The sequence below is a fragment of the Photobacterium halotolerans DSM 18316 genome, from assembly GCF_000425165.1.
Taxonomy (GTDB): domain Bacteria; phylum Pseudomonadota; class Gammaproteobacteria; order Enterobacterales; family Vibrionaceae; genus Photobacterium; species Photobacterium halotolerans.
Genome location: NZ_AULG01000012.1, coordinates 206,894 through 228,748, shown reverse-complemented (window position 1 = coordinate 228,748; position 21,855 = coordinate 206,894). Strand labels below are relative to the sequence as shown.

At 55.4% G+C, this 21,855-nt stretch carries 21 protein-coding genes and 1 pseudogene; 8 read left to right on the top strand and 14 right to left on the bottom strand.

Features of this window, described 5'->3' with window-relative positions; all coding sequences use genetic code 11:
- The first annotated feature begins 147 nt into the window (after window positions 1-147).
- Window positions 148-1,128: a WD40 repeat domain-containing protein gene (locus H511_RS0101140; RefSeq protein WP_027250662.1), complete on the top strand. Its 981-nt coding sequence runs from the start codon at window positions 148-150 to the stop codon at window positions 1,126-1,128.
- Between the two features lie 28 nt (window positions 1,129-1,156).
- A complete protein-coding gene (locus H511_RS0101135) occupies window positions 1,157-1,381 on the top strand; it encodes a SlyX family protein (RefSeq protein ID WP_027250661.1) in 225 nt (74 codons plus the stop codon).
- 91 nt (window positions 1,382-1,472) lie between these two features.
- On the opposite strand, the pseudogene slyD reads toward H511_RS0101135, so the two are convergent.
- The 4 genes and pseudogenes from slyD to kefG form a co-directional block, all read right to left on the bottom strand.
- Window positions 1,473-1,991 (bottom strand): annotated as a pseudogene (gene slyD / locus H511_RS22105) (peptidylprolyl isomerase); the annotation flags it as partial.
- A gap of 86 nt (window positions 1,992-2,077) precedes the next feature.
- On the bottom strand, window positions 2,078-2,287 hold the full coding sequence (locus tag H511_RS0101125; RefSeq protein ID WP_027250660.1) for a YheV family putative zinc ribbon protein: 210 nt from the start codon (window positions 2,285-2,287) through the stop codon (window positions 2,078-2,080).
- Between the two features lie 45 nt (window positions 2,288-2,332).
- Window positions 2,333-4,138: a glutathione-regulated potassium-efflux system protein KefB gene (gene kefB / locus H511_RS0101120; RefSeq protein ID WP_027250659.1), complete on the bottom strand. Its 1,806-nt coding sequence runs from the start codon at window positions 4,136-4,138 to the stop codon at window positions 2,333-2,335.
- Window positions 4,128-4,703, bottom strand: coding sequence for a glutathione-regulated potassium-efflux system ancillary protein KefG (kefG, locus tag H511_RS0101115; protein WP_027250658.1), 576 nt, complete (start codon window positions 4,701-4,703; stop codon window positions 4,128-4,130). The genes kefB and kefG overlap by 11 nt, the downstream gene beginning before the upstream one ends.
- 241 nt (window positions 4,704-4,944) lie before the next feature.
- Here kefG and H511_RS0101110 point away from each other — a divergent pair, with 241 nt between their 5' ends.
- Together H511_RS0101110 and H511_RS22100 are read left to right on the top strand one after the other, a co-directional pair.
- The gene (locus H511_RS0101110) at window positions 4,945-6,873 is read left to right on the top strand and encodes an ABC transporter ATP-binding protein (protein WP_027250657.1); all 1,929 of its coding nucleotides are present in this window, start codon (window positions 4,945-4,947) and stop codon (window positions 6,871-6,873) included.
- Window positions 6,860-7,333 carry a TIGR02444 family protein gene (locus tag H511_RS22100; RefSeq protein ID WP_051287655.1) on the top strand — a complete coding sequence of 158 codons (474 nt, stop codon included), beginning with the start codon at window positions 6,860-6,862 and terminating at the stop codon, window positions 7,331-7,333. The genes H511_RS0101110 and H511_RS22100 overlap by 14 nt, the downstream gene beginning before the upstream one ends.
- Window positions 7,334-7,375: 42 nt before the next feature.
- Here H511_RS22100 and H511_RS0101100 read toward each other — a convergent pair whose 3' ends face one another.
- Window positions 7,376-7,978: a LysE family translocator gene (locus H511_RS0101100; RefSeq protein WP_036758312.1), complete on the bottom strand. Its 603-nt coding sequence runs from the start codon at window positions 7,976-7,978 to the stop codon at window positions 7,376-7,378.
- 130 nt (window positions 7,979-8,108) lie between these two features.
- On the opposite strand from H511_RS0101100, the gene H511_RS0101095 reads away from it, so the two are divergent.
- Both H511_RS0101095 and H511_RS0101090 read left to right on the top strand, forming a co-directional pair.
- The gene (locus H511_RS0101095; protein WP_027250655.1) at window positions 8,109-9,509 is read left to right on the top strand and encodes an aminotransferase-like domain-containing protein; all 1,401 of its coding nucleotides are present in this window, start codon (window positions 8,109-8,111) and stop codon (window positions 9,507-9,509) included.
- Window positions 9,510-9,520: 11 nt separating this feature from the next.
- Window positions 9,521-10,492: a hydrolase gene (locus H511_RS0101090; RefSeq protein ID WP_027250654.1), complete on the top strand. Its 972-nt coding sequence runs from the start codon at window positions 9,521-9,523 to the stop codon at window positions 10,490-10,492.
- Between the two features lie 41 nt (window positions 10,493-10,533).
- Here the strand turns inward: H511_RS0101090 and H511_RS0101085 are convergent, their stop codons facing one another.
- The 3 genes from H511_RS0101085 to H511_RS0101075 all read right to left on the bottom strand — a co-directional run bounded on the left by H511_RS0101085 (window position 10,534) and on the right by H511_RS0101075 (window position 12,210).
- Complete coding sequence (locus H511_RS0101085; RefSeq protein WP_027250653.1) at window positions 10,534-11,403, bottom strand: phosphoribulokinase; 870 nt, start codon at window positions 11,401-11,403, stop codon at window positions 10,534-10,536.
- A 127-nt stretch (window positions 11,404-11,530) separates the two neighbouring features.
- Window positions 11,531-11,752, bottom strand: a complete 222-nt coding sequence (locus tag H511_RS0101080) for a YheU family protein (protein ID WP_027250652.1) — start codon at window positions 11,750-11,752, stop codon at window positions 11,531-11,533.
- 53 nt (window positions 11,753-11,805) lie between these two features.
- Window positions 11,806-12,210: an OsmC family protein gene (locus H511_RS0101075; RefSeq protein ID WP_027250651.1), complete on the bottom strand. Its 405-nt coding sequence runs from the start codon at window positions 12,208-12,210 to the stop codon at window positions 11,806-11,808.
- Window positions 12,211-12,484: 274 nt separating this feature from the next.
- On the opposite strand from H511_RS0101075, the gene crp reads away from it, so the two are divergent.
- Window positions 12,485-13,117, top strand: a complete 633-nt coding sequence (gene crp, locus H511_RS0101070; protein WP_027250650.1) for a cAMP-activated global transcriptional regulator CRP — start codon at window positions 12,485-12,487, stop codon at window positions 13,115-13,117.
- A gap of 181 nt (window positions 13,118-13,298) precedes the next feature.
- The gene (locus H511_RS0101065) at window positions 13,299-13,508 is read left to right on the top strand and encodes a hypothetical protein (protein WP_027250649.1); all 210 of its coding nucleotides are present in this window, start codon (window positions 13,299-13,301) and stop codon (window positions 13,506-13,508) included.
- A 72-nt stretch (window positions 13,509-13,580) separates the two neighbouring features.
- Here the strand turns inward: H511_RS0101065 and H511_RS0101060 are convergent, their stop codons facing one another.
- The 6 genes from H511_RS0101060 to H511_RS0101035 form a co-directional block, all read right to left on the bottom strand.
- Window positions 13,581-14,375: a DUF1338 domain-containing protein gene (locus H511_RS0101060; RefSeq protein ID WP_027250648.1), complete on the bottom strand. Its 795-nt coding sequence runs from the start codon at window positions 14,373-14,375 to the stop codon at window positions 13,581-13,583.
- A gap of 38 nt (window positions 14,376-14,413) precedes the next feature.
- Window positions 14,414-15,871 (bottom strand): succinylglutamate-semialdehyde dehydrogenase, encoded by a 1,458-nt coding sequence (astD, locus tag H511_RS0101055; RefSeq protein WP_027250647.1) that lies wholly within the window; start codon window positions 15,869-15,871, stop codon window positions 14,414-14,416.
- A gap of 17 nt (window positions 15,872-15,888) precedes the next feature.
- The gene (gene astA / locus H511_RS0101050) at window positions 15,889-16,905 is read right to left on the bottom strand and encodes an arginine N-succinyltransferase (protein ID WP_027250646.1); all 1,017 of its coding nucleotides are present in this window, start codon (window positions 16,903-16,905) and stop codon (window positions 15,889-15,891) included.
- Window positions 16,906-17,041: 136 nt separating this feature from the next.
- Window positions 17,042-18,259, bottom strand: coding sequence for an aspartate aminotransferase family protein (locus tag H511_RS0101045; RefSeq protein ID WP_027250645.1), 1,218 nt, complete (start codon window positions 18,257-18,259; stop codon window positions 17,042-17,044).
- A gap of 421 nt (window positions 18,260-18,680) precedes the next feature.
- Window positions 18,681-19,256 carry an aminodeoxychorismate/anthranilate synthase component II gene (locus H511_RS0101040; protein WP_027250644.1) on the bottom strand — a complete coding sequence of 192 codons (576 nt, stop codon included), beginning with the start codon at window positions 19,254-19,256 and terminating at the stop codon, window positions 18,681-18,683.
- Between the two features lie 105 nt (window positions 19,257-19,361).
- Complete coding sequence (locus H511_RS0101035) at window positions 19,362-21,710, bottom strand: ExeM/NucH family extracellular endonuclease (RefSeq protein ID WP_027250643.1); 2,349 nt, start codon at window positions 21,708-21,710, stop codon at window positions 19,362-19,364.
- Between the last annotated feature and the right edge of the window lie 145 nt (window positions 21,711-21,855).

Genomic DNA, 21,855 nt, shown 5'->3' with positions numbered 1-21,855 from the left:
AATTTTACGCAAGGTTCTACACAGCTATGTTAAAACCATGCCATATCAATATACTAATACCAACTATTTTCTTACCGTCATTCACTGCGTCGGACACATATGCGCCACAGTCGGGACGCACTAGTCTTAAAACGGAAAGTACGATCCATGCGCCAATTATTTTTAGCAGCAACTTTCATTCTGGCACTCTTTACGCTGACCGGTTGTGATATTTCCGGCCCGGAGCGCCAGCGCTGGGATCTGGCCGCTGACGGCGCCACCACATTCAGCCTGAGCCGGGATGGCCGCTTTGCGTTATTTTATTCAGTCCAACAAGGTATCGTGCTCTGGGATCTACAGCAAAACAAAAAGTTAGCTGATTTAGGTTCTCAAGATCCACATCACACAACGGTGACAAACAGCGAGATATCCGACAATCAGCGGTTTGCCATTACCGTGACCGCACAAAACTTTGCAGTCTGGGATCTGGCCTGGAGTCAGGCGCAGGGACTCTGGTCTGTCTCTGACGGCATCATACGTGATGCGGCGATCGCCAATGACGGCAAACAGGTACTGCTGGCCCTGTCAAACGGCAAAGCGCTGTTCGTCGACTTGGGCAGCGGAAGACGGCTGGAGTTCCTTGCCCACAGAGAAAAAGTCAATACCGTCGCCCTCTCCCCCAACGGCCGTTATGCTCTCTCAGGCGGTGATGACAATCTGGCCTACCTCTGGGATACGGTCAGCGGCCAGATTCTGTACCGGTTTGAGCACCCGACGCGAGTCAACCAGGTCGCCCTGCAGCGAGACGGCAAGCTGGCTTTCACCGCAGACAGCGGTAATCAGGCGGTTCTCTGGGATCTGTCCGACGGCCATCAACAGTCGGCCCTGGCCATACGCCTGAGACAGCAGAACTTTTCCAGCGCACGTTTTTCTGATGACGGCAGCTATCTGGCAACAGGTACCCCTTCCAAACGGGTAGAACTGTGGCACACTGCAAGCGGTGAGAGAGAAGCTTACTGGCAAGCCGCCACACAAGAAAACGAGCGTCCGGGGTCGGCGGTGGTGTATGATGTCGCCATCACACCAGACGGTGACGTTCGCTCAGGCAGCTCAGCCGGCATCGCCCAGGACTGGTATCTCACTGACTGAACACAGTAAACAGCAGCCGACATTGACAATGACAGATATCGAACAAAAGCTACAGGCTCAGATTGATGAGCTGGAAATGAAACAGGCTTTTCAGGAACAGACCATTGAAGAGCTGAACAGCGCCTTGACCCAGCAGCAGTTTCTGCTCGACAAACTGCTGGTACAGGTGCGCTATATAGCGGGCAAAGTGCAAGGCTCTCAGGTGTCCAATATCGCCAGTGAAAGTGAAGAGACCCCGCCACCGCATTACTGATGCCGCGCAGAAGGCACTGATAAACTGATGATACAAAAACGGGAAGCCCAGGCTTCCCGTTTTGCCGTCATGACAAGATGACTTAGTGGTTGCAGCAACCGCCATCATGATCATGGTCGTGATCATGGTCATGACCACAACCGCCTTCCTGATGGATATGGCCGTGAGCAACCTCATCTTCGGTCGCCGCACGGGTAGCAACGATTTCAACGTTGAAAGTCAGTGTCTGACCCGCCAGCATGTGGTTACCGTCAACCACCACTTCATCACCATCCACTTCGGTGACTTCAACAGGGATAGGGCCCTGATCGGTATCTGCCAGGAAACGCATTCCCACAGTAATTTCATCCACACCCTGGAAGACTTCAGCCGGTACACGCTGAACCATTTCGTCATGGTGCTCGCCGTAAGCATCTTCCGGCGCCACAGTCACTTCGAATTTGTCGCCAACCTCACGACCTTCCAGTGCATTTTCCAGACCAACGATCAGGTTGTTGTGGCCGTGCAGGTAATCAAGCGGCGCCTCAGTGGTTGACTCGTCAACAACGACGCCCTCTTCAGTTTTCACTTGATAAGCCAGGCTTACTACTGTGTCTTTAGCGACTTTCATGTTTACTCCGAATTTGAGCAGGGATTTAATCCGCCATCATACCGGATCTGCCCGCTATGACGCCAATTTTGTTCGCGCCGGCGGTTTTATTCCGGCTTGAAAATGCCGATCACCTGCTCTGATGTCGAGCCCGCAACATGTTTACTGTCTTCAACCGATTTAGGCAGGCGCGTGTCGGTATGGTGGCAAGCCACACACTCGACTTTCTCTACCTCATTTTCCAGCCACCAGCGAAGGGTGTCTTGCTGCTGGCATGCCGGGCATACCGCCCCGGCGATAAAACGTTTCTTACTCATGGTTCCTTTCCTGCTACTGCCAGGTTCTGTTAATCCGAGGGCCGGTCAGTCCCAGCCATTGTGCCGCTCGCGTTCACCCCGCATTTCCCGATCGAAGATCTCTTCCAGCTCTTTACGGGCTTCTCTGGCCCGGGTGGCTAAGTGGACATCTTCCGAGTGCTGGGGTAACAAGTCCCGCAAAGCGGTGGTATCTAATTTGCGAAAATGTGCTTCTGCCCGTTTGGCTTTGTAGGGGTGCATGCCCAGTGCAACCAGTGCCTGGCGTCCCAGATCCAGCGCGCCGGCAAAGGTCTCACGAGAAAACCTGTCCACGCCGTGGCTGAGCAACTGATGCGCTTCCACCCGGCTGCGGGCGCGTGCCAGTATTTTCAGGCGCGGGAAATGTTGCTGACAAAGGGCCACCACCTGCATCACCTCTTCCGGATTATCAGTACAGATAATGATAGCTTCTGCTTTTTCCGCGCCTGCCGCACGCAGTAAATCGAGCTGGCTGGCATCGCCATAATACACCTTATAGCCAAACTTACGCAGGAACTGAATCTGACTGGGATCCCGTTCTAAGATAGTGACCCGGATTTTATTGGCAAACAGCAACCGGCCGACGACCTGGCCAAAACGGCCAAACCCGGTAATGATCACCCTGGGTTCGCGATCGACCACATCGGCTTCCGGCTCATCGCTGGCTTCAGCCTTAAAAGTGCGTACGAACCATTTGTCCTGCAACCGTAAGATCAAAGGCGTGGTCATCATAGACAGACTCACCACCACCAGTAAGAAACTGCTCAGATCCGCCTCTAACAGCCCTTCGCTGCGTGCAGCAGTAAAGAGTACAAAAGCAAATTCTCCGCCCTGGCTGAGAATCGCCGCCATCTGGCTGCGCGACTTGGCCTGAATACCGAACAGGCGGGCCAGCAGATACAGGATTAAGCCCTTAACCGTCACCAAAGCCACCACAGCCGCGAGAATTTGTAACGGGTATTCCAGCAGCAGGCCGAGATTGACCGCCATACCGACTGAGATAAAGAACAGCCCGAGCAGCAGCCCTTTAAACGGCTCGATGGCGATTTCAAGCTCATGGCGGTATTCGCTTTCCGCCAGCAGCACCCCGGCCAGAAAGGTACCAAGCGCCATAGACAGACCCAGGATTTCCATGCCCAGGGCAATACCTATCACCAGCAGCAAAGCCGTGACGGTAAAGAGCTCGCGCACCCCGGACATCACGACCCAGCGGAACAGCGGCCGCAGAAGAAAATGGCCGCCGACCAGCAACACAGCTATGCCTGCCACCATGGCGGCCAAATCCAGCCAGCTGCCGCCATCGCTGCCCGCCAGCAGAGGTAACACCGCCAGCATAGGGATCACGGCAATATCCTGAAACAGCAGCACCGCAAAGCCGGATTGCCCGGTTTGCGAGCCGCCGATGCCCTGCTCTTCAATGATCCGCAGCGCTATCGCGGTGGACGATAACGCCAGTCCCATCCCGATCACCAGAGCTACCCGCCAATCCACCGCCCCGACGAATTGCCCGCACAAGAGCACCAGAGAGGCAATCACCAAACTGGTCAGTACCACCTGACTGCCGCCTAAGCCCAGAATAGGCTGCCGCATCTGCCAGAGTTTGCTGGGGTTCAGCTCCAGTCCAATCAGAAACAGCAGCAGAACAACCCCGAACTCGGAGAAATGCAGCACTTCCTCCACATCATTGATCAGCCCCAGCCCCCAGGGGCCAATGCAGATCCCGGCCAGCAGATAACCCAAAACCGACCCCAGCCCGAGACGCTGGGCCACAGGCACAGCCACAACGGCCGCCGCCAGAAACACCACACCGGCACTCAATACATCAGACGCCATAACGCTGCTCCTCAGTGGTATCCATATCGGCCAATGGCGAGAGCAGCCACTCCCGGTACAACTGCGCATGTTCGCGCCGTTCGGCATCCGGCACCCGCCGCGCCCAGTGCAGTACCAGTGGCGGTATCCAGTGCATCTGGCACAGCTCGGCAGTGAGTTCGAACGGTTTGAGGATGTCACCCACACTGCTGCGGTTATAACCATCCGGCGTATAGGCTTCCGCCGCCCCGCCCGTGGTGATCACTGAACGCCAGTATTTGCCCTTGGTGGCCTTACCATCCCCGTGGGCAAACCCTTTGCTGAGTACCACATCAATCCATTCCTTGAGCAACGAAGGGCAGGAATACATATAAAGAGGGTGCTGAAAAACCACAATATCATGCTGGGCCAGCAAGGCGCGCTCATAAGCGATATCGATAAAAAAATCCGGGTACTTGCCGTACAGATCGTGAAATGTCACATGAGACAGATTAGTCACCGCCGATAGCATGGCTTTGTTGGCAACAGACGCATCGGGATCCGGATGCGCGTAAATCAGCAGAATGCGTGGTGGGGCGTGCTCCATAGGCCTGGTCCTCATTTCCCTGAGTAACATCATGAGCATTAACGGGATGTCCCGGCTCTTGAAACATCATACCGAATTCTGACGCCAAAAGATCGCTTAATTCCTGAGATTTCAATAGCAAAATACATCGCTGCCCGTTTCTGGGTCTTCGGCCTTGTTCGCAGTTCACCGAGGTTTAGTATAGACTGCCGCACCAGAAACCTATTTGTTGTGGAGCGGCAACAGCCGGTAGTAACAGGCGATGATCACTTTTTCTGATATTCAATTACTCAGGGGCGGAAATGTCCTTTTAGATCAGGCAACTGCCACTATTCACCCTGGCGATAAAGTCGGGCTGGTGGGCAAGAATGGCTGTGGCAAATCCACCCTGTTTTCGCTGATCAAAAACGAGCTGACTGTCGATGCCGGACAACATTCTGTTCCATCGCACTGGGAACTGGCCTGGGTGGCACAGGAAACGCCGGCTTTAGAACGTACCGCGCTGGATTATGTGATTGACGGTGACCGGGAATACCGCCAGCTGGAGCAGGCACTGCAGGCGGCAGAGCTGGCCGATGACGGCAACAAGGTGGCCCTGCTGCACGACAAGCTCGACGCGATTGGCGGTTACAGCATCAAAGCCCGGGCGTCCGAGCTGCTTGATGGCCTGGGCTTTTCGCAGGCCCAGATGGAGTGGAACCTGACGCAGTTTTCCGGTGGCTGGCGGATGCGCCTTAATCTTGCCCAGGCCCTGCTGTGCCGTTCCGATTTACTGCTGCTCGATGAGCCGACCAACCACCTGGATCTGGATGCCGTACTGTGGCTGGAAAAATGGCTGCAGAATTACCGGGGCACCCTGGTACTGATTTCGCACGACCGCGATTTTCTCGATCCTGTGGTCGGTCGCATTATTCATGTCGAAAACCAGCGCCTGAACGAATACACAGGCAACTACTCATCGTTTGAAAACCAGCGGGCGGAAAAACTGGTTCTGCAGCAGTCGATGTATCAGAAGCAGCAAAAGCAAATGTCGCACATGCAGTCCTATATCGATCGCTTCCGCTATAAAGCCAGCAAGGCCCGGCAGGCGCAAAGCCGGATCAAAGCGCTGGAGCGGCTGGAAAAGGTGCTGCCGGCCCAGTTCGATAACCCGTTCAACTTTGAATTCCGCGAGCCGGAGTCGCTGCCTAACCCGATTATGATGATGGATCAGGTCGCGGCCGGTTATGGCGAGACCCCAATCCTGGATAAGATCCGTCTTAACCTGGTACCGGGCAGCCGGATTGGTCTGCTGGGCCGTAACGGTGCCGGTAAATCCACCCTGATCAAATTGCTCTCAGGTGAACTGGCGGTCCAGGCCGGCGAGCTGACGTACTCGCAAGGGGTGAAAATCGGTTATTTTGCCCAGCACCAGCTGGAAACCCTGCGCCTGGATGAAACCCCGCTGCAGCACATGAACCGCCTGGCACCGGAAGCCACAGAGCAGCAACTGCGCGACTACCTCGGCAGTTTTGGCTTCAAAGGCGACAAAGCCCTGGATCAGGTCGGCCCCTTCTCCGGAGGGGAAAAAGCCCGCCTGGTACTGGCGCTGATCGTGTGGCAGCGTCCGAACCTGCTGCTGCTCGATGAACCGACCAACCACCTGGATCTTGACATGCGCCAGGCACTGACGCTGGCCCTGCAGTCCTTTGAAGGGGCGATGGTCATCGTCAGCCACGACCGCTATCTGCTACGCGCCACCACAGATGATCTGTATCTGGTGCATGACAGGAAGGTCGAACCGTTCGACGGCGATCTTGATGATTACCACAAGTGGCTGGCAGAGCAGCAGCGCAGTGAGCGCCGCGAGCAGCAAGCCGGTAAACCGGACACCGCCAGTAAAGACAACAGTGCCGCTTCGCGCAAAGAGCTCAAACGCCTGGAAGCTGAGTTCCGCAAACAAACCGCACCGCTGCGCAAGCAGGTCGACAAACTGGAAGCGAAGATGGAAAAGCTCAGCCAGTCACTGGCAACAGCGGAAGCCGCCTTGTCTGATGCCAGCATCTATGAAGCGGACAACAAAGCCCGACTGAACCAGACCTTGCTTGACCAGAGTCAGGCCAAAGCCGCCCTGGAAGAGGTTGAAATGGAATGGATGGAACTGCATGAGCAGTTAGAAAGTATGGAACAGGAATTCAATGTCAAATTCTGAACACACCACACGTCAGCCTTTTCAGCCTGATCAGTTCTGGCGTTTCTGTCTGCAGCACTACAGTCTGGGTGGCGTCAGCCAGGCCTGTCTGCAGCTTCAGGACGATTTCCGGGGCAACGTCAATCTGGCCCTGTTACTGCTCTGGCTTGACAGCCAGCAGTATCCATTGTCCGAGACAGAAATCCGCCAGCTGGATAAGGCGCTGGCCGCGAGTGACAGCCAGCTCAAAGCCTATCGCCAGTTGCGCCGCGCGCTGAAACCTCAGCTGGATCAGCCAGGTTATCAGCAGATGCTGGACTTTGAGCTGCTGCTGGAACAAAGCCAGCAGCAGGATCTGATTCGCTGCCTGAACCATCAGGCGCAGCAGGCCAGAGCCGCGCTGCCGCCGCCTGCCGACAACCTGGCCCAGTACTGCCAGCATCTGAATGCCGCCAGCCTGACAGCAGCGATTCGCGGCTGACCACCGCGGTAACAGCAGCATGATCAAGGCAGCCCGGCTGCCTTACCATATCATCACCACACAACCGGCAGTCAGCGTTCCCATCACCAGATTGAAAATCTGTCTGGCTTTAGGCTGGTTCAGCCAGCGGCCAATCATAGTGCCAAATCCGGCCCAGAGTGAGACACAGGGAAAACCCACCACAAAGAAAATCAGGGCAACCGCCGCCGCTGACAGCCAGTACCCCTCTCCGCTCATGGTGAAAGTACTGATCGCGGTCACCGACATCATCCAGGCTTTGGGATTGACATACTGAAACAGGGCCGCCGCTAAGAAAGACATAGGTCTGGCGTCACTGTCTTCAGCCTGCACCCTGCCCCCGGACGAGGCAATCTTCCAGGCCAGATAGAGTAAATAGGCACTGCCAAGCCAGCGCAGGGCTTCATGCAGCACAGGGTAGCGCACGAAAAGCACCCCCAGCCCGGCCGCTACCAGCAGAATCATACTCACCAGCCCCCCGCCAATGCCCAGCATGTGCGGCACGGTGCGCCAGTAGCCAAAATTGGCCCCTGAGGCCGTCACCATCATATTGTTCGGCCCGGGTGTCCCGGTCATAGTGGCCGCAAATGCAGCCAGAGATATCAAAAATTGCCATTCCAGGTTCATCTGTCACTCCGTGATTCACATCATAATTGTATCGGTACAATTTTAGGTTTTACTTGCTTTTACCACCGTTAAGCGGTCAAAATGCAGACTATCAAGGGGAAGATTTACGATCAAAGGATTTATTGTCACCATGACAATCGAGACCATTCAGCAAGATTTTTTCGCACGGTGTGACGATGGCCTGCCCAAATACCGGCGCCTGGCCGACACCATGGCACATCTGATTGAATCCGGCCTGCTGACAGCCGGCAGCAAGCTGCCGACGCACAGAGCCATGGCCGATAAGCTGGGGGTTACGGTCGGGACCATTACCCGCGCCTATGCCGAAGCCGAACGCCGGGGACTGGTGGAAGCCAGAGTGGGCGCTGGTACGTACGTCTGCCAGAGTAACCGTCCGGACTGGGTGTTCAGTTACCCCACTCAGGCACCCGATGAGTACAATTTCGGCTATAACATCCCGCCTTATCTCGACAGATCAGCGCCGCTGGCGCAGGCGATGCAGACGCTCGCGCAGCAGGCGGATCAGCTCAACCACCTGATGCTGTATCAGGATCCGCAAGGACTGAGCGAACACAGAGACATGATTTGCCGCTGGCTCAACCGCTATGGCATTCAGCTCGACCCGGCACGTATGCATTTCACTTCTGGGGCGCAGCATGCCATTCAGCTGGTACTGTCGGTGTTCTGCCGCAGCGGCGATACTCTGCTGACCGAACAAGTGGTCTATCCCGGCTTTCTCGGGCTGGCCCGCCAGATGCAGCTCAATGTCAAAGCGGTGGAAATGGATCAGCAAGGCCTGCTCCCCGAGAGTCTGGATACCGCCTGCCGCCTGTATCAGCCGCGGATGCTTTACTGCACGCCCACCCTGCAAAATCCGACAACGGCCGTCATGAGCCGGGAAAGGCGCGAAGCGATTCTGGAAGTGTGCCGCCGTCATCAGGTGCTGGTGATTGAAGATGATGTCAATGGCCTGTTGCCGGTCGACGCCCCGCCGCCGCTGGTCAATCTCGACAGTGAACTGGTGATCCACTTCGGCAGCCTGTCGAAATGCCTCGCGCCGGGCTTGCGGCTGGGTTACATCCAGGTGCCGGGCAAGCATCAGGACAGACTGAACACGGCGCTACACCATCACTGCCTGATGATCAGTCCGCTGCTCAGTGCTCTGGCCTGCGAGCTGATCCACCAGGGCGATGCCGATCGGCTGCTGACCGCGATCCGGCAAGACATAGCCCAGCGACAGTTGTTGCTCGAGCGCTATCTGCACCCTTATCACATTCAGCATCACGCGCAGAGCTTCCATGCCTGGCTCACCTTGCCGGACCACTGGCGCTTGAGTGATTTTGTCGCCGCGGCGCAAGCCAGAGAGGTGATAGTCAAATCGGCCGAGCTGTTTACGCCGCCGGGCAGCACTATACCCCAGGCGGTGCGTCTGGCCATCAGCGCGCCGCACAGTCATGATAAACTTGAACAAGGTCTGGCGATCCTGGCTGAGCTGCTGGCTCAGGAGCCATACCCTGATTTTCCGCTGTGAGAGAGAAGCTGATGCATCATTTTGAGCCCGCCGCTGGCCTGCGTAACGCCCATATACAAACCATTCTGCCGCGGATCATCCGCCGTCAGGCCCGGTTCGAGCCGCTGACAGAGCGCATTCAGACCCCGGATGATGATTTTCTCGATCTGGCCTGGACCGGCACACCGTCTCATCACCCGGCGGAGAAACCCGTCATGATCCTCTTTCACGGCCTGGAAGGCAGTTTTCGCAGTCCCTACGCCCACAGCCTGCTGTTTGCCGCCAGACAGCAGGGCTGGCTGGGAGTGATGATGCATTTTCGCGGCTGCAGCGGCGAAATTAACCGTCAGGCGAGAAGCTATCATTCGGGGGAAACTTCTGACGCCACCTTTTTTATCCGCCATCTGCGTGAGCGTTTTCCCCACAATCCCCTGCTGGCGGTCGGTGTCTCGCTGGGCGGGAACATGCTGGTCAATTATCTTGCCGAAACCGGCGCCGCGTCGGAACTCACTGCCGCTCAGGTCATCTCACCGCCTTTGGATCTGGCGGCCTGCTCAGACCGGATACAGCAAGGATTTTCGCGGGTCTACCAGCGCTATCTGCTGGGTTCGATGAAGAAGAATATGCTGAAAAAAATGGCGTCCTTACCTGACGTGCTGCCATTTCAGAGTGAGCAGATCACGGCGCTGCGCTCGCTGCGTCAGTTTGACGATGCCGTCACCGCGCCCCTGCATGGTTTCAGCAATGCCGAAGATTACTACCAGCGCTGCAGCGGACTGGGCAAACTGGCCCAGGTCACGACGCCGTTGCGGGTGATTCATGCCGCCGACGATCCCTTTATGACCGAGGCCGTGATCCCCAGGCAACCGCTGCCGCCGCACATTGAATACCACCTGACCCGGCATGGCGGCCACGTCGGATTTGTCAGCGGCACCTGGCGGGCGCCGAGCTTCTGGCTGGATCACACTGTGCCGGCCTGGTTCCGGGACAAACTGGGGGCATAACACAACAACGCCTGCAAGCAGGCGTTGTTGTGTCGTCAGTATTAACCGATCTTGCCGGTGTCAATTAACTGCTGGATGAGTGGTCGCATGATCAGCTCCATCGCAAAGCTCATTTTACCGCCCGGCACCACCAGAGTATTGTGGCGCGACATAAACGAGCCCTGGATCATCGCCAGCAGATACGGGAAGTCCACGTTCTTGATGCCGCGAAAACGGATCACCACAAAACTCTCGTCCAGACTGGGGATCGCTTTGGCACTGACAGGGTTCGAGGTATCGACTGTCGGCACACGCTGAAAGTTGATATGGGTACGGGAGAACTGCGGCGTGATGTAATTCAGGTAATCATCCATTGAGCGGACAATCGACTCCATCACCGCCTCGCGGGAATGGCCGCGATCCCGGGTATCACGGACGATCTTCTGGATCCACTCCAGGTTGACAATAGGCACCATGCCAATCAGCAGATCCACATGCTGTGCCACGTTGACATCGCCGTCCACCACACCGCCATGAAGTCCTTCATAAAACAGCAGGTCGGTATTTTCCGGCAAATCCTGCCAGGGGGTGAATGTGCCCGGCATCTGGTTATACGGCACAGCCTCGTCAAAGGTGTGCAGGTAACGGCGAAACTTGCCGCTGCCGTCTTCGCCATACTGGCGGAAAAAGTTGCCCAACTGAGCAAAGTCGTTGGCCTGCGGGCCAAAATAACTGATATGACGGCCTTGCTCTTTGGCTTTGCGGATCTCCACATCCATTTCAGGGCGGGTGAACCGGTGGAAGCTGTCCCCTTCCAGCCAGGCCGCATGAATGTTCAACATGTTAAACATCTTACGGAAGGCTTCTGAGGTGGTGGACGTTCCTGCTCCGGAGGAACCTGTTACTGCAATGATCGGGTGTTTTGCAGACATGACATACCTTGTCGTTAATCCTAACGGAATCAGTTAGTAACAGGGCCAGAGAAAGCAGTCAAGTTTCACGGGCCCGTGCATCGGCGTCAGCTTCCGTTTTCTGCTGCCGCTTTTCATTATGGCAGCTTTATTCTGCGCTCAGTGAACGGCGCAGTTTAATATCAACCGTTTCATGGAGTTCAGAGAACATAATCACTGCCTCGCCACTATCCAGTTGCTGCCTGACTCTGGCGACCTTCTGCGCCAGACTCAGCTCGCGCTCGCCATAGTCCGTGCCTTCGCGCAGGACAAAGTGTTCTATCAAATTATCGAGTGTCTCTGAGTCCAATTCTTGCCAGGGGATGATCATACTGCTCACCGAAAAATAAGGGGGAAAACCGGCGCGGCTTTCCCGAAACACCATTAAGCGGCGACGATTTCATAAGAATGTGTCAGCGTGACACCTTTGCCCAGCATCAGGCACACAGAGCAATATTTTTCCAGCGAATCACCGACCGCTTTGGCCACCAGCGCTTCATCAAGATCATGGCCAGTCACCACGAAATGCAGATTGACCGAGGTAAAATAACGCGGCGCCTGCTCGCGGCGCTCTGAGGTCATGTTGGCTTCGCAGGCCGTGATGGCCTGGCCGGCACTTTTCAGGCCGTCGACCACATCAACAGAGCTGCAACCGCCGGCTGCCATCAGCACCAGTTCCATCGGACTCGGTGCCGTATTGCCGCCGTTGCCGTCCATGACCACACTGTGGCCCGAGTTTGACTGGCCGACAAAAGTCAAACCTTCTACCCATTTAACACGTGATTGCATGCGATGCTCCTTACTACTCAAACCCGCATTTAAAAACTAAGTCACAACTGTGTGATCATGTGCACAGTAATGCGTCCAAAATGTGCATTTATCGTCACCCAATATCAAGCAATGCGTGTCGAAAAAAGTTAAACTCTTGGACTGAATGTTCACATGCGCTTGCAGCCCAGCCGTTGACTGAATATCCTAGTTGGCAAACAATGATATTGTTATACCCAACCCCAATTCAAGGAATGACGTTGTTGGGCAATACACTGCAGAGGAAGTTAGTAATATGGTTCCAGGTAAACCGCAAACAGATCCAACCTTGGAGTGGTTCCTTTCTCATTGCCACATTCATAAGTACCCTTCAAAGAGTACACTGATCCACGCTGGCGAGAAAGCAGAGACCCTCTACTACATCGTTAAAGGCTCCGTTGCCGTTCTTATCAAGGACGAAGAAGGCAAAGAGATGATTCTGTCCTACCTCAACCAGGGCGACTTCATCGGTGAGCTTGGCCTGTTTGAAGAAGGCCAGGAGCGTACTGCCTGGGTTCGTGCAAAAACACCATGTGAAGTGGCAGAGATTTCCTTTAAGAAATTCCGTCAGCTGATCCAGGTCAACCCGGATATTCTGATGCGACTGTCTGCTCAGATGGCGCGCCGTCTGCAAGTCACCAGCCAGAAAGTTGGCGACCTGGCGTTCCTGGATGTGACCGGTCGTATTGCCCAGACGCTGCTGAATCTGGCCAAACAACCTGATGCCATGACCCACCCGGACGGGATGCAAATCAAAATCACCCGTCAGGAAATCGGTCAAATCGTTGGCTGTTCCCGTGAAACCGTTGGCCGCATCCTGAAAATGCTGGAAGAGCAGAACCTGATTTCTGCCCACGGCAAAACCATAGTGGTTTACGGCACTCGCTGATCACTCAGCTGTGATGCAGCCAATGTGAGTATCAGAAAAGCCGCCCGTGCGGCTTTTCTTGCATTTGCACACCATCCCCCGGCTTTGCATCAGGTTCCTCTAGTCACCTCACAGTTTTTCAGTTGCCTTCCTCATTCCGATTGCTACATTTGGCATATCAGTTTTATGTGGATGTCGCGATATGGATATCGAACGTTTTGCCCCGAATGCGCAGCACAGCCAGCTGCCAACCCGCCCTGTGGTCACTATGGGCCGTTTTCTCACAGCATCAGTGGAGATGACAGGGTTTCAGTCGCCGCGCCAGTTACTGGAACAGGAAGCCGGTCTGCACGCCGGGATCCTGAGTCGTGACAGTGATGCCTGGATGCTGCCTTTGGATCAGCAGCACTGACACCAAGATACCAAAGCTAAAAAAACAGCGACCAGAAGGCCGCTGTTTAAGGTGTTTGTCAGCCAGGCTGCATCACATATTGGTACTTTCGAAGATTTTGTCGGCTGAGGCTTCGACAAAGCCCGGATAGAGTTCCCCGTCTGCCTGATGGTAGCGCTTGGCGAACTCATAAAAACCGCCTGGAATAGTACGTACGCCGTCGGTGAAGGACACATCCACACGATCAGCCATAGTGGATGACTGCTCCAGCATCACTTCCGGATTGCCTTTCACTTCGCCGCCGGCTTCATTGATGCTGAACCCGTTGTGGCGCAGCAGGCTGTTAACCGCCGCCACTTCCGTGAACTGCTCCAGCTGATTGACGCTCACCGTAAAGTGATTGGCACCGTAACCGTGAGCGGCCACCCAGCCGGCATACTCGCTTTCCGCGGCCAGCATTTCATAGGTCGCAAAATCCAGCTCCCATAAACGGCCGTTATAGAGGAAGGACGCATCATTCATTGCCCCGTCAGGGATCTGCTTGACCAGCGCACGTACCGTGTTCTGCAATTGTGCAGAGCACTGACCGACCAGCAGTTCACTGATGAACACTTTCGGGGCAGCCGGATTCGGGTGCTCGAAGTGCTCAGCGTACAGTTTCTTCTGCTCGAAATGGTAGGTGCCGCACGGCTTGTAGCCAATGGCAATAAAAGGCGCAGCCAGAACATCCAGGCTGACCCCAGGCAGATTAAAGGTACGCAGCGCAATATGATCATTTTGCAGAGGCTCTTCCTCTGTCAGCAGATCGTGTACCTGCGCCGCCGACGGGCAAAGACGGGTCGTAAAGTCCTGCCACAGGGCCTCAAACAATTTTTCCACTCTTTCCATGATGCGGTTCCCCTTCGAAAATACGGGTTAAGTATGAGTTACAGTTGGATCCCTGGAGACAGCTGTGCCGGCAATTCGGTTGCCTCACCTTCCATAGATGCCATTGGGTATGCACAATAATCCGCCGCGTAGTAAGCACTCGGGCGCAAGTTACCCGAGGCACCCGGACCACCGAACGGCGCATCGCCGCTGGCACCGGTCAACTGGCGGTTACGGTTGACGACGCCCGCACGGATGTGATCGATAAAGTATTCCCACTCACTGTCGTCAGTAGAGACCAGACCGGCTGACAATCCGTAACGGGTGTTGTTGGCCATCTCGACCGCCTGAGGCAGCTCCTGGTAACGTGCCACCTGCAGCAGTGGTCCGAAGTATTCTTCGTCCGGCAGTTCGGCAATCTTACTGACTTCAATGATGCCCGGGGTCACGATGGCGCCCTGGCCGCGTTCGGCTTTGAGCAGCGGCTCACCGCCCATATCAATCAGACGCTGCTGGGCTGCCACGATATTATCGGCGGCCAGCGTCGAGATTTGCGGGCCCATGAAAGGTTGCGGCTCGGCAAACGGGCCGTCCACCTTGATGGCTTTGGCCGCTTCGACCAGCGCCGCAATCAGGGCATCACCTTCTGCCCCTGCAGGAACATAGAGACGACGGGCACAGGTACAACGCTGTCCGGCACTGATGAAAGCCGACTGGATAATGGTGTACACAGTGGATTTCAGGTCGCCGTAGGCCTTGGAGATGACCATAGGGTTGTTGCCGCCCATCTCCAGTGCCAGCATTTTGCCCGGCTGACCGGCAAACTGACGGTGCAGGATATGACCTGTATTGGCGCTGCCGGTAAACAGCAGGCCGTCGATACCGGCCGACTGTGCCAGGGCTTCACCGGTCGCCCGCGCACCCTGAACCAGATTAAGCACACCGGCTGGCAGACCCGCCTGTTCCCACAGCTTGATGGTTTCTTCCGCCACTTTCGGCGTCAGATCAGAGGGCTTAAACACCACAGTGTTACCCGCCAGCAGCGCAGGTACGATATGGCCATTTGGCAGGTGGCCAGGGAAATTATACGGACCGAATACCGCCATCACGCCCAGCGGACGGTGACGCAGTACGGCTTTGGTTCCGGCCACGTCTTTTTCACGCTCACCGGTACGCTCATTGTAAGCACGCAGAGAAATGGCAATCTTACCCACCATGGCGCCGGCTTCAGTGCGCGTTTCCCACAGCGGTTTACCGGTTTCTTCGGCGATAGTGCGGGCAATGTGCTCGCTGTTGTCTTTGACCAGGGCAGCGAAGCGCTCAACGATAGCCTGACGCTCTTCCAGGCGGGTATGACGCCAGGTCACCAGTGCCTGACGTGCGCTGGCCACAGCCTGCTCAACCTGCTCGGTTGTGGCACTCTTACCTTCCCAGATCACTTCACCGCTGAATGGGTTCAGCGACTGCATCGCTTCGCCCTGACCGGCTTGCCAGTTGCCTGCAATCCATTGTGTCATTTTGTATTCCACCCTAGTTATTGAGCAATCAGGCGAACCTGATCCCCGTTTTTCACTTCTAACACCTTGGCCATTTCCGGAGAAATGATGGCCAGATTACGTTCACCATCCAGTGCCGCTTTACCTACCGTTGCACGGAAACCGGCAAAACGGGTATTACTGATGATGTAATTATGCGAGCTGTGATGTTCGCCGATCTCAACTGTACAGCGCTGAGATGCACGGACCGACTCGATATGGCGAAGATCGCACTCCACCGTGGGGCCGGCATCAAAAATATCGACATAGCCACGGTTGACGAAACCTTCCGCTTCCAGCAATTTTAGCGCCGGGCGCGTATTGTCGTGCACCTGTCCAATCACGGCCTGGGCCTCTTTGCTCAGCAGGTTGACGTAAATGGGCAATTTCGGCATCAGATCGGCAATAAATTCTTTCTTGCCGATCCCTGTCAGGTAATCGGCTTCGACGAAATCAATCGAGAAAAAGTGCTCTTTCAGCCATTCCCAGAACGGGGAATTTCCCTGCTCATCTGATACACCGCGCATTTCGGCAATCACAGTGTCAGAAAAACGGTGGCTGTGCTCGGCCAGCATAAGGAAACGGCACTTGGACAGCAGCTTGCCGTTCAGTCCCTGACGCCACTGAGGACGCAGGAATAAGGTGCACAGTTCACTCACACCCGTGTAGTCATTACCGAACGTCAGTACCTTCAGCACTTTGTGCACATCCAGATGATGTGAATTATGGACCAGGGTGCTGAGGTGATAAGTATAGAATGGGTTATCCAGTCCGACTGCCGCTTCCAGGGCGGTCGTACCAGCAATTTCGCCTGTCTCAGTGTCTTCCGCCACCATGAGGTAGCCTTCCGGACCCGGTGCAGTGACGTCTTTATTAAAGCTTTCCACTGAATGCGCAATCCGATTGCTGAGGATCTCCTCGTTAACCGGCAATGATGTGAAGCCGTGACCTGATTCGTCGGCGCACATCATCAGTGCAGGTAAATCAGCTTTTGTAATGGGACGTATAACCAGCATCGAACTCCCTCCTGATGCAGGTAGCAACACAGGTTGCTAACTCTGAATATCTGTTATTTCTTTCTCTTCTAAAAACTACCCCGGGTGACACCCGGGGCAGCAAGCAGGGCAAGCGATGGTGCCTGCCCTTGTCTTATTATTGGTTGTAAAGCTTGGCAATGGCACGTTCCAGACGGGCCAGACCTTCTTCGACATCCGATTTTTCAATCACCAGAGAAGGCGTGAAACGCACGACATTGGTACCGGCTACCAGCACCATCAGACCTTCTTCGCCGGCCGCCAGCAGCACATCACGTGCACGGCCCTGCCAGTCAGCATTCAGGGCTGCGCCCAGCAACAGGCCCTTACCGCGTACTTCGGAGAAGATAGGGTACTGGGCATTGATTTTCTCAATCCCGTCGCGGAACCATTGCTCACGCTCTTTGACACCGGCCAGCACTTCCGGCTTGCTGACTTCCTCAACCACAGCCTCGGCCACGGCACAGGCCAGCGGGTTACCGCCGTAAGTCGAACCGTGGGTACCGATTTTCAGGTGCTGTGCCAGCTCAGTGGTGGTCAGCATGGCGCCAATCGGGAAGCCGCCACCCAGCGATTTCGCTGTGCTCAGGATGTCAGGCGTCACGCCCAGCCCCTGATACGCGTAGAACTCACCGGTACGGCCGTTACCTGTTTGTACTTCATCGAAAACCAGCAGTGCGTTGTGTTTGTCACACAGCTCACGCACGCCCTGGATAAATTCCTGGGTCGGAGAGACGATACCGCCCTCGCCTTGCAGCGGCTCCATCATCACAGCACAGGTGCGGTCAGAGATGTGTGCGGCCAGCGCATCCAGATCGTTGTAAGGCAGGTGCGTCACCGCCTGAGGCTTAGGACCGAAACCGTCAGAGTAGGCCGCCTGGCCACCTACGGTCACGGTGAAGAAAGTACGGCCGTGGAAACCTTGTTTAAAGGCGATGATCTCGTCTTTTTCCGGACCGAATTTGTCGGCCGCGTAACGGCGCGCCAGCTTCAGCGCGGCTTCGTTTGCTTCGGCGCCAGAGTTGGCAAAGAAGACTTTCTCGGCAAAGCTGACTTCCGTCAGTTTTTTCGCCAGGCGCAGTGCCGGCTCATTGGTCATGACGTTGCTCAGGTGCCAAATTTTCTCACCCTGCTCTTTCAGTGCTGACACCATAGCCGGGTGACAATGGCCCAAGCAGCTCACCGCGATACCACCGGCGAAATCGATGTACTCACGATCATCCTGGTCCCACACACGGGCACCTTTACCTTTCACCGGGATGATTTGCATTGGGGCATAACAAGGTACCATGACCTCATCAAAGGTTTGACGTCCTACTTTTTGATCCGTCGCCATTATACTTTCCTTCTGTGTATATCGCTTTGCGCATAGTATTTACATAATTTTAACCGATTCCAATAGCAGAAAATGTTTTTCCTTTGCGGAAAGTGCGTCATATAACTGCGATGGATACATATTTATGCGCGAGTAAGGAAAACTTATTAAGACGATTTTAAGGAAAGGTGTTTTTCCCTGTAGGAATCAATGCCCCTGTTCATGATTTGGCCAAGTGCATAAGCTTGCGACAAAGGACGGATGAATATTTTTCGGCCAATGTTAAGAAAAGTGATGCAGATCGCGCTTGTGAGACAGCCAAAATCGCCAAAAACACCCATTAGAAAGACTAATGACTCATTAGCCAGGCCACATTTGACAAGGCCTGGCAGCGAAAAAAGAGAAAGAAAGGGGCAGGTAACAGGAGGGATAAAAGCCGGTTTCAGCGACGCAGAAAATTGGCCAGCAACTGATGACCCTGCTCAGTAAGAATACTTTCCGGGTGGAACTGAACCCCTTCCAGCGGCAGAGTGCGATGGCTGATACCCATAATCTCATCCGGCTCGCCGTCTTTTTCTGTCCATGCCGTGACGTCGAAACAGTCAGGTAAGCTATCGGCCTGCACCACCAGCGAGTGATAACGGGTCACCGTCAGGGGATTGTTCAGACCGCGGAACACACTGTGGTTATTGTGCCGCACCGGGGAGGTTTTGCCGTGCATAACCTGCCGGGCGCGCACGACTTTGGCACCAAAGACCTGCGCCATCGACTGATGCCCCAGGCAGACCCCGAGGATCGGCAGTTTGCCAGCAAAATGGGCAATCGCCGCCAGGGAAATACCGGCATCATCCGGGGTGCACGGGCCGGGGGAAATTACCAGATGGGACGGTGCCAGCGCGGCAATCCCCGCCAGATCAATTTCGTCATTACGGACCACCTTCACCTCAGCACCCAGTTCACAGAAATACTGATACAGGTTGTAGGTAAAAGAGTCGTAATTATCAATGATCAACAGCATAAGTCTCCCTGCCCTGGCAAAATCGGCGCCCTATTTTGCAACAGGGAGGGAGAAAGGCAAGCAGGATTGCCTCCTGCCGGCCTTTTTCACGTCAAAAGCGCGGGATCAGTGCTTCATCTGACAGCTGTCACCGTTATACACCGCTTTCAGGCGGCCGGTTAAGCGCAGCGGCGTGTAGCTGCAAGGCACTTCGAACACCCCGTAAGCCAGCAGGCTCAGACTGACCTGATCGCCGGCAGCAATGCCGACATGGTTTAAGAACACATTGTCCTCACGGTAGCGACGCTGCTTGCCCGGCATCAGCCATGTTTGCGTGCTGTCCCAGTACCAGCGATTAAATACCGGATAGACAGGATGGGCACTCTTGTTTTTGAAGGTCAGCTGGAAACGGCGGGGGGCCGGCTGTGGATAGCGCAGGCTGACCACCACAGGATCATGGTCTGAGGCAGAATAAGGCCCGGCCGATTTCACCAGATCCCCTGTGTGCTTATCTGAGTATTCAAACAAGGTACTTTCGAGTGAATTGATGTGCCACTCTTCGATACCCGCCACTTTCCCGGCCAGCGACAGGTTAGCCAGCGCGTGATCCAAACTGCCCAGCTCGCCCTCATAGCTGTAGGAATAAGCCGGCGCGTCATGGCCTTTGTCGGCCAGATTCACCAGGCCCAGCCCTTTGCCCGCTTCGACGCCCTGCTCATGCAGCACTTTGCCGGCCACTGAGGTGCCGGACGCCGACAGTATCTTGCGCTCTGCGCTGGCCGGATCATAGTCGGTCAGGACACGGATAGGATCTTCCTTGGCGTACGCATTCATATCGCCCAGCACCAGCAGATCGCCGTCGATAGTATTCAGCGTCTCAGCCAGCACCATAGCGGCAGAGACCCGGAACGCATTACAGTGGCCCTGCAAATCCGCCGGATCGCTGTCAAACTCGCCATTGATCCAGTCTTCATAGCAACCTGAGCCTTTGGATTTCAGATGATTCACCACTACGGTTAATGGCTGCGCGTCCGCCGCGCCTTGCACCGCGAAAGTCTGCATCAGGCTGTCACGCTGGTACTTATCCAGCTGTTTCGTCTCGCCCTGAGGATTCACCCCGGACAGGTGCTGCTCCGGCATGCGGATCACCTGCGCCGCTGACGCCGGCTGTACTTTGCCCGGACGGTAGATCAGCGCCACTGTGATGGCATCCGAGCCCAGAAACCGGCCCTGGTGCATGTCAGCCTGCTCAATAGTGATGAAGCTATAGTGATCCGCCGGATCACTGAACTGCTGGTTCAGCGTAGTGACCAGATTGGCCAGCGCACTGTCATCATCAAAGCCGTTATTTTCCACTTCCATGATACCGACGATATCGGCATTCATGGCCGTCAGCGCATTGACTATCTTGCTGCGCTGCAGCTGGAAATCACTCAGGGTTTTAGCACCGCGGTTGCAGCCACTGGCCGCATCGGCATCGGCCTGATCTTTACACATCGCATTCAGCGCGCCGCCTATGTCACTGTCACTGGTAAAGAAATTGAGCACATTGAAACTGGCGACTTTCAGCTGCGTATCCGGCACCGCCTGCGGGGCCGGGGTACGATCCTGATGGTGGATAAAATCTGCTGCCGACAGGGTGTTGGTGGGCAGCAGACGGTACTCGCCGTAGCTGTAGCCAATCACCCCTTCAAGATTCACGACAGTATCGCCCACCCGAATATAGCCCTGCTCGGCATCCAGTGCCGGGAAATAAGGCATCACGCCATCCGGTGCCTTGGCATCCGTATCAATGTAGAGCTGATTGCGGACATTCGCTGCCGCCAGGGCTTTGGCTTGCTCGCTGCCGGCCACATAGAGCTGAGTGGGTTTCATTAACGGCGCCGCGTGTGACAGCACCATATTGTTACGGTACGAGGAGTAATCGAAACCAAAATTGCGGGTCACTTTCAGCTGGCTGTCTGCCACCAGCCGGACACGCATGCCTTCATAGCGCTCCATGGCATCGGCCAGCTGCTCACCGTCTCTGACGCTAATGGCAACGGGTGCCGGTACAACGCCCGGGGCCTCAATCGCCAGCTGGTCCTGCTCGGCCAGCAACTGCGTCAGGTCGTAATGCTCTTTAACCCTGGCTTTGAGGCACACCGTCATGCCCGGCTGCACGTCCGCCGCCACCTTAGTGCCGGTGTAGACAAAGATACCGTCAGAAGTGTCAGGGTTGTCATCACCCTGCAGGTCCTGCATGAAGAAGCCTTTATAGAGGCTGTCCGTTTTGGCCGTCACCACCCCGCGCACGTAATAGGCCTCTGAGCTGGTGTACTGGCCGTCAGGGATCACTGGGCTCTTGAGGCCGTCTCCCTGAAGCTGATAAATCGGGGTCAGGGTTTGCGTGTCACAGCTAAAGGTGTCGGCCATTGCCGGCACAGGCAATAAGCCCATGGCAGCCGCCAATGGCAAAAGTGTGGTTCGTAACATGTCTGCAATCCTTTACATTTATTGAGAGCTATATCTAAAAAGGAATGCATTATTTAACACTTATACATCTCATAAATGTGACAGCATTAACAAACACCACACATATGCATCATGTGACGTCATTTTAGTGATCTTACTCTAAAAA

Excerpts from the sequence above, each read along its gene's own strand:
- H511_RS0101125 (WP_027250660.1), bottom strand. The coding sequence starts at position 2,287 with ATGAGTAAGAAACGTTTTATCGCCGGGGCGGTATGCCCGGCATGCCAG.
- H511_RS0101085 (WP_027250653.1), bottom strand. The coding sequence starts at position 11,403 with ATGTCTGCAAAACACCCGATCATTGCAGTAACAGGTTCCTCCGGAGCA.
- H511_RS0101140 (WP_027250662.1), top strand. The coding sequence starts at position 148 with ATGCGCCAATTATTTTTAGCAGCAACTTTCATTCTGGCACTCTTTACG.
- H511_RS0101075 (WP_027250651.1), bottom strand. The coding sequence starts at position 12,210 with ATGCAATCACGTGTTAAATGGGTAGAAGGTTTGACTTTTGTCGGCCAG.
- astA (WP_027250646.1), bottom strand. The coding sequence starts at position 16,905 with ATGCTGGTTATACGTCCCATTACAAAAGCTGATTTACCTGCACTGATG.
- astD (WP_027250647.1), bottom strand. The coding sequence starts at position 15,871 with ATGACACAATGGATTGCAGGCAACTGGCAAGCCGGTCAGGGCGAAGCG.
- kefB (WP_027250659.1), bottom strand. The coding sequence starts at position 4,138 with ATGGCGTCTGATGTATTGAGTGCCGGTGTGGTGTTTCTGGCGGCGGCC.
- crp (WP_027250650.1), top strand. The coding sequence starts at position 12,485 with ATGGTTCCAGGTAAACCGCAAACAGATCCAACCTTGGAGTGGTTCCTT.
- H511_RS0101060 (WP_027250648.1), bottom strand. The coding sequence starts at position 14,375 with ATGGAAAGAGTGGAAAAATTGTTTGAGGCCCTGTGGCAGGACTTTACG.
- H511_RS0101135 (WP_027250661.1), top strand. The coding sequence starts at position 1,157 with ATGACAGATATCGAACAAAAGCTACAGGCTCAGATTGATGAGCTGGAA.
- H511_RS0101090 (WP_027250654.1), top strand. The coding sequence starts at position 9,521 with ATGCATCATTTTGAGCCCGCCGCTGGCCTGCGTAACGCCCATATACAA.
- H511_RS0101110 (WP_027250657.1), top strand. The coding sequence starts at position 4,945 with ATGATCACTTTTTCTGATATTCAATTACTCAGGGGCGGAAATGTCCTT.
- kefG (WP_027250658.1), bottom strand. The coding sequence starts at position 4,703 with ATGGAGCACGCCCCACCACGCATTCTGCTGATTTACGCGCATCCGGAT.
- H511_RS22100 (WP_051287655.1), top strand. The coding sequence starts at position 6,860 with ATGTCAAATTCTGAACACACCACACGTCAGCCTTTTCAGCCTGATCAG.
- H511_RS0101045 (WP_027250645.1), bottom strand. The coding sequence starts at position 18,259 with ATGGCGACGGATCAAAAAGTAGGACGTCAAACCTTTGATGAGGTCATG.
- H511_RS0101040 (WP_027250644.1), bottom strand. The coding sequence starts at position 19,256 with ATGCTGTTGATCATTGATAATTACGACTCTTTTACCTACAACCTGTAT.
- H511_RS0101080 (WP_027250652.1), bottom strand. The coding sequence starts at position 11,752 with ATGATCATCCCCTGGCAAGAATTGGACTCAGAGACACTCGATAATTTG.
- H511_RS0101035 (WP_027250643.1), bottom strand. The coding sequence starts at position 21,710 with ATGTTACGAACCACACTTTTGCCATTGGCGGCTGCCATGGGCTTATTG.
- H511_RS0101065 (WP_027250649.1), top strand. The coding sequence starts at position 13,299 with ATGGATATCGAACGTTTTGCCCCGAATGCGCAGCACAGCCAGCTGCCA.
- H511_RS0101100 (WP_036758312.1), bottom strand. The coding sequence starts at position 7,978 with ATGAACCTGGAATGGCAATTTTTGATATCTCTGGCTGCATTTGCGGCC.
- H511_RS0101095 (WP_027250655.1), top strand. The coding sequence starts at position 8,109 with ATGACAATCGAGACCATTCAGCAAGATTTTTTCGCACGGTGTGACGAT.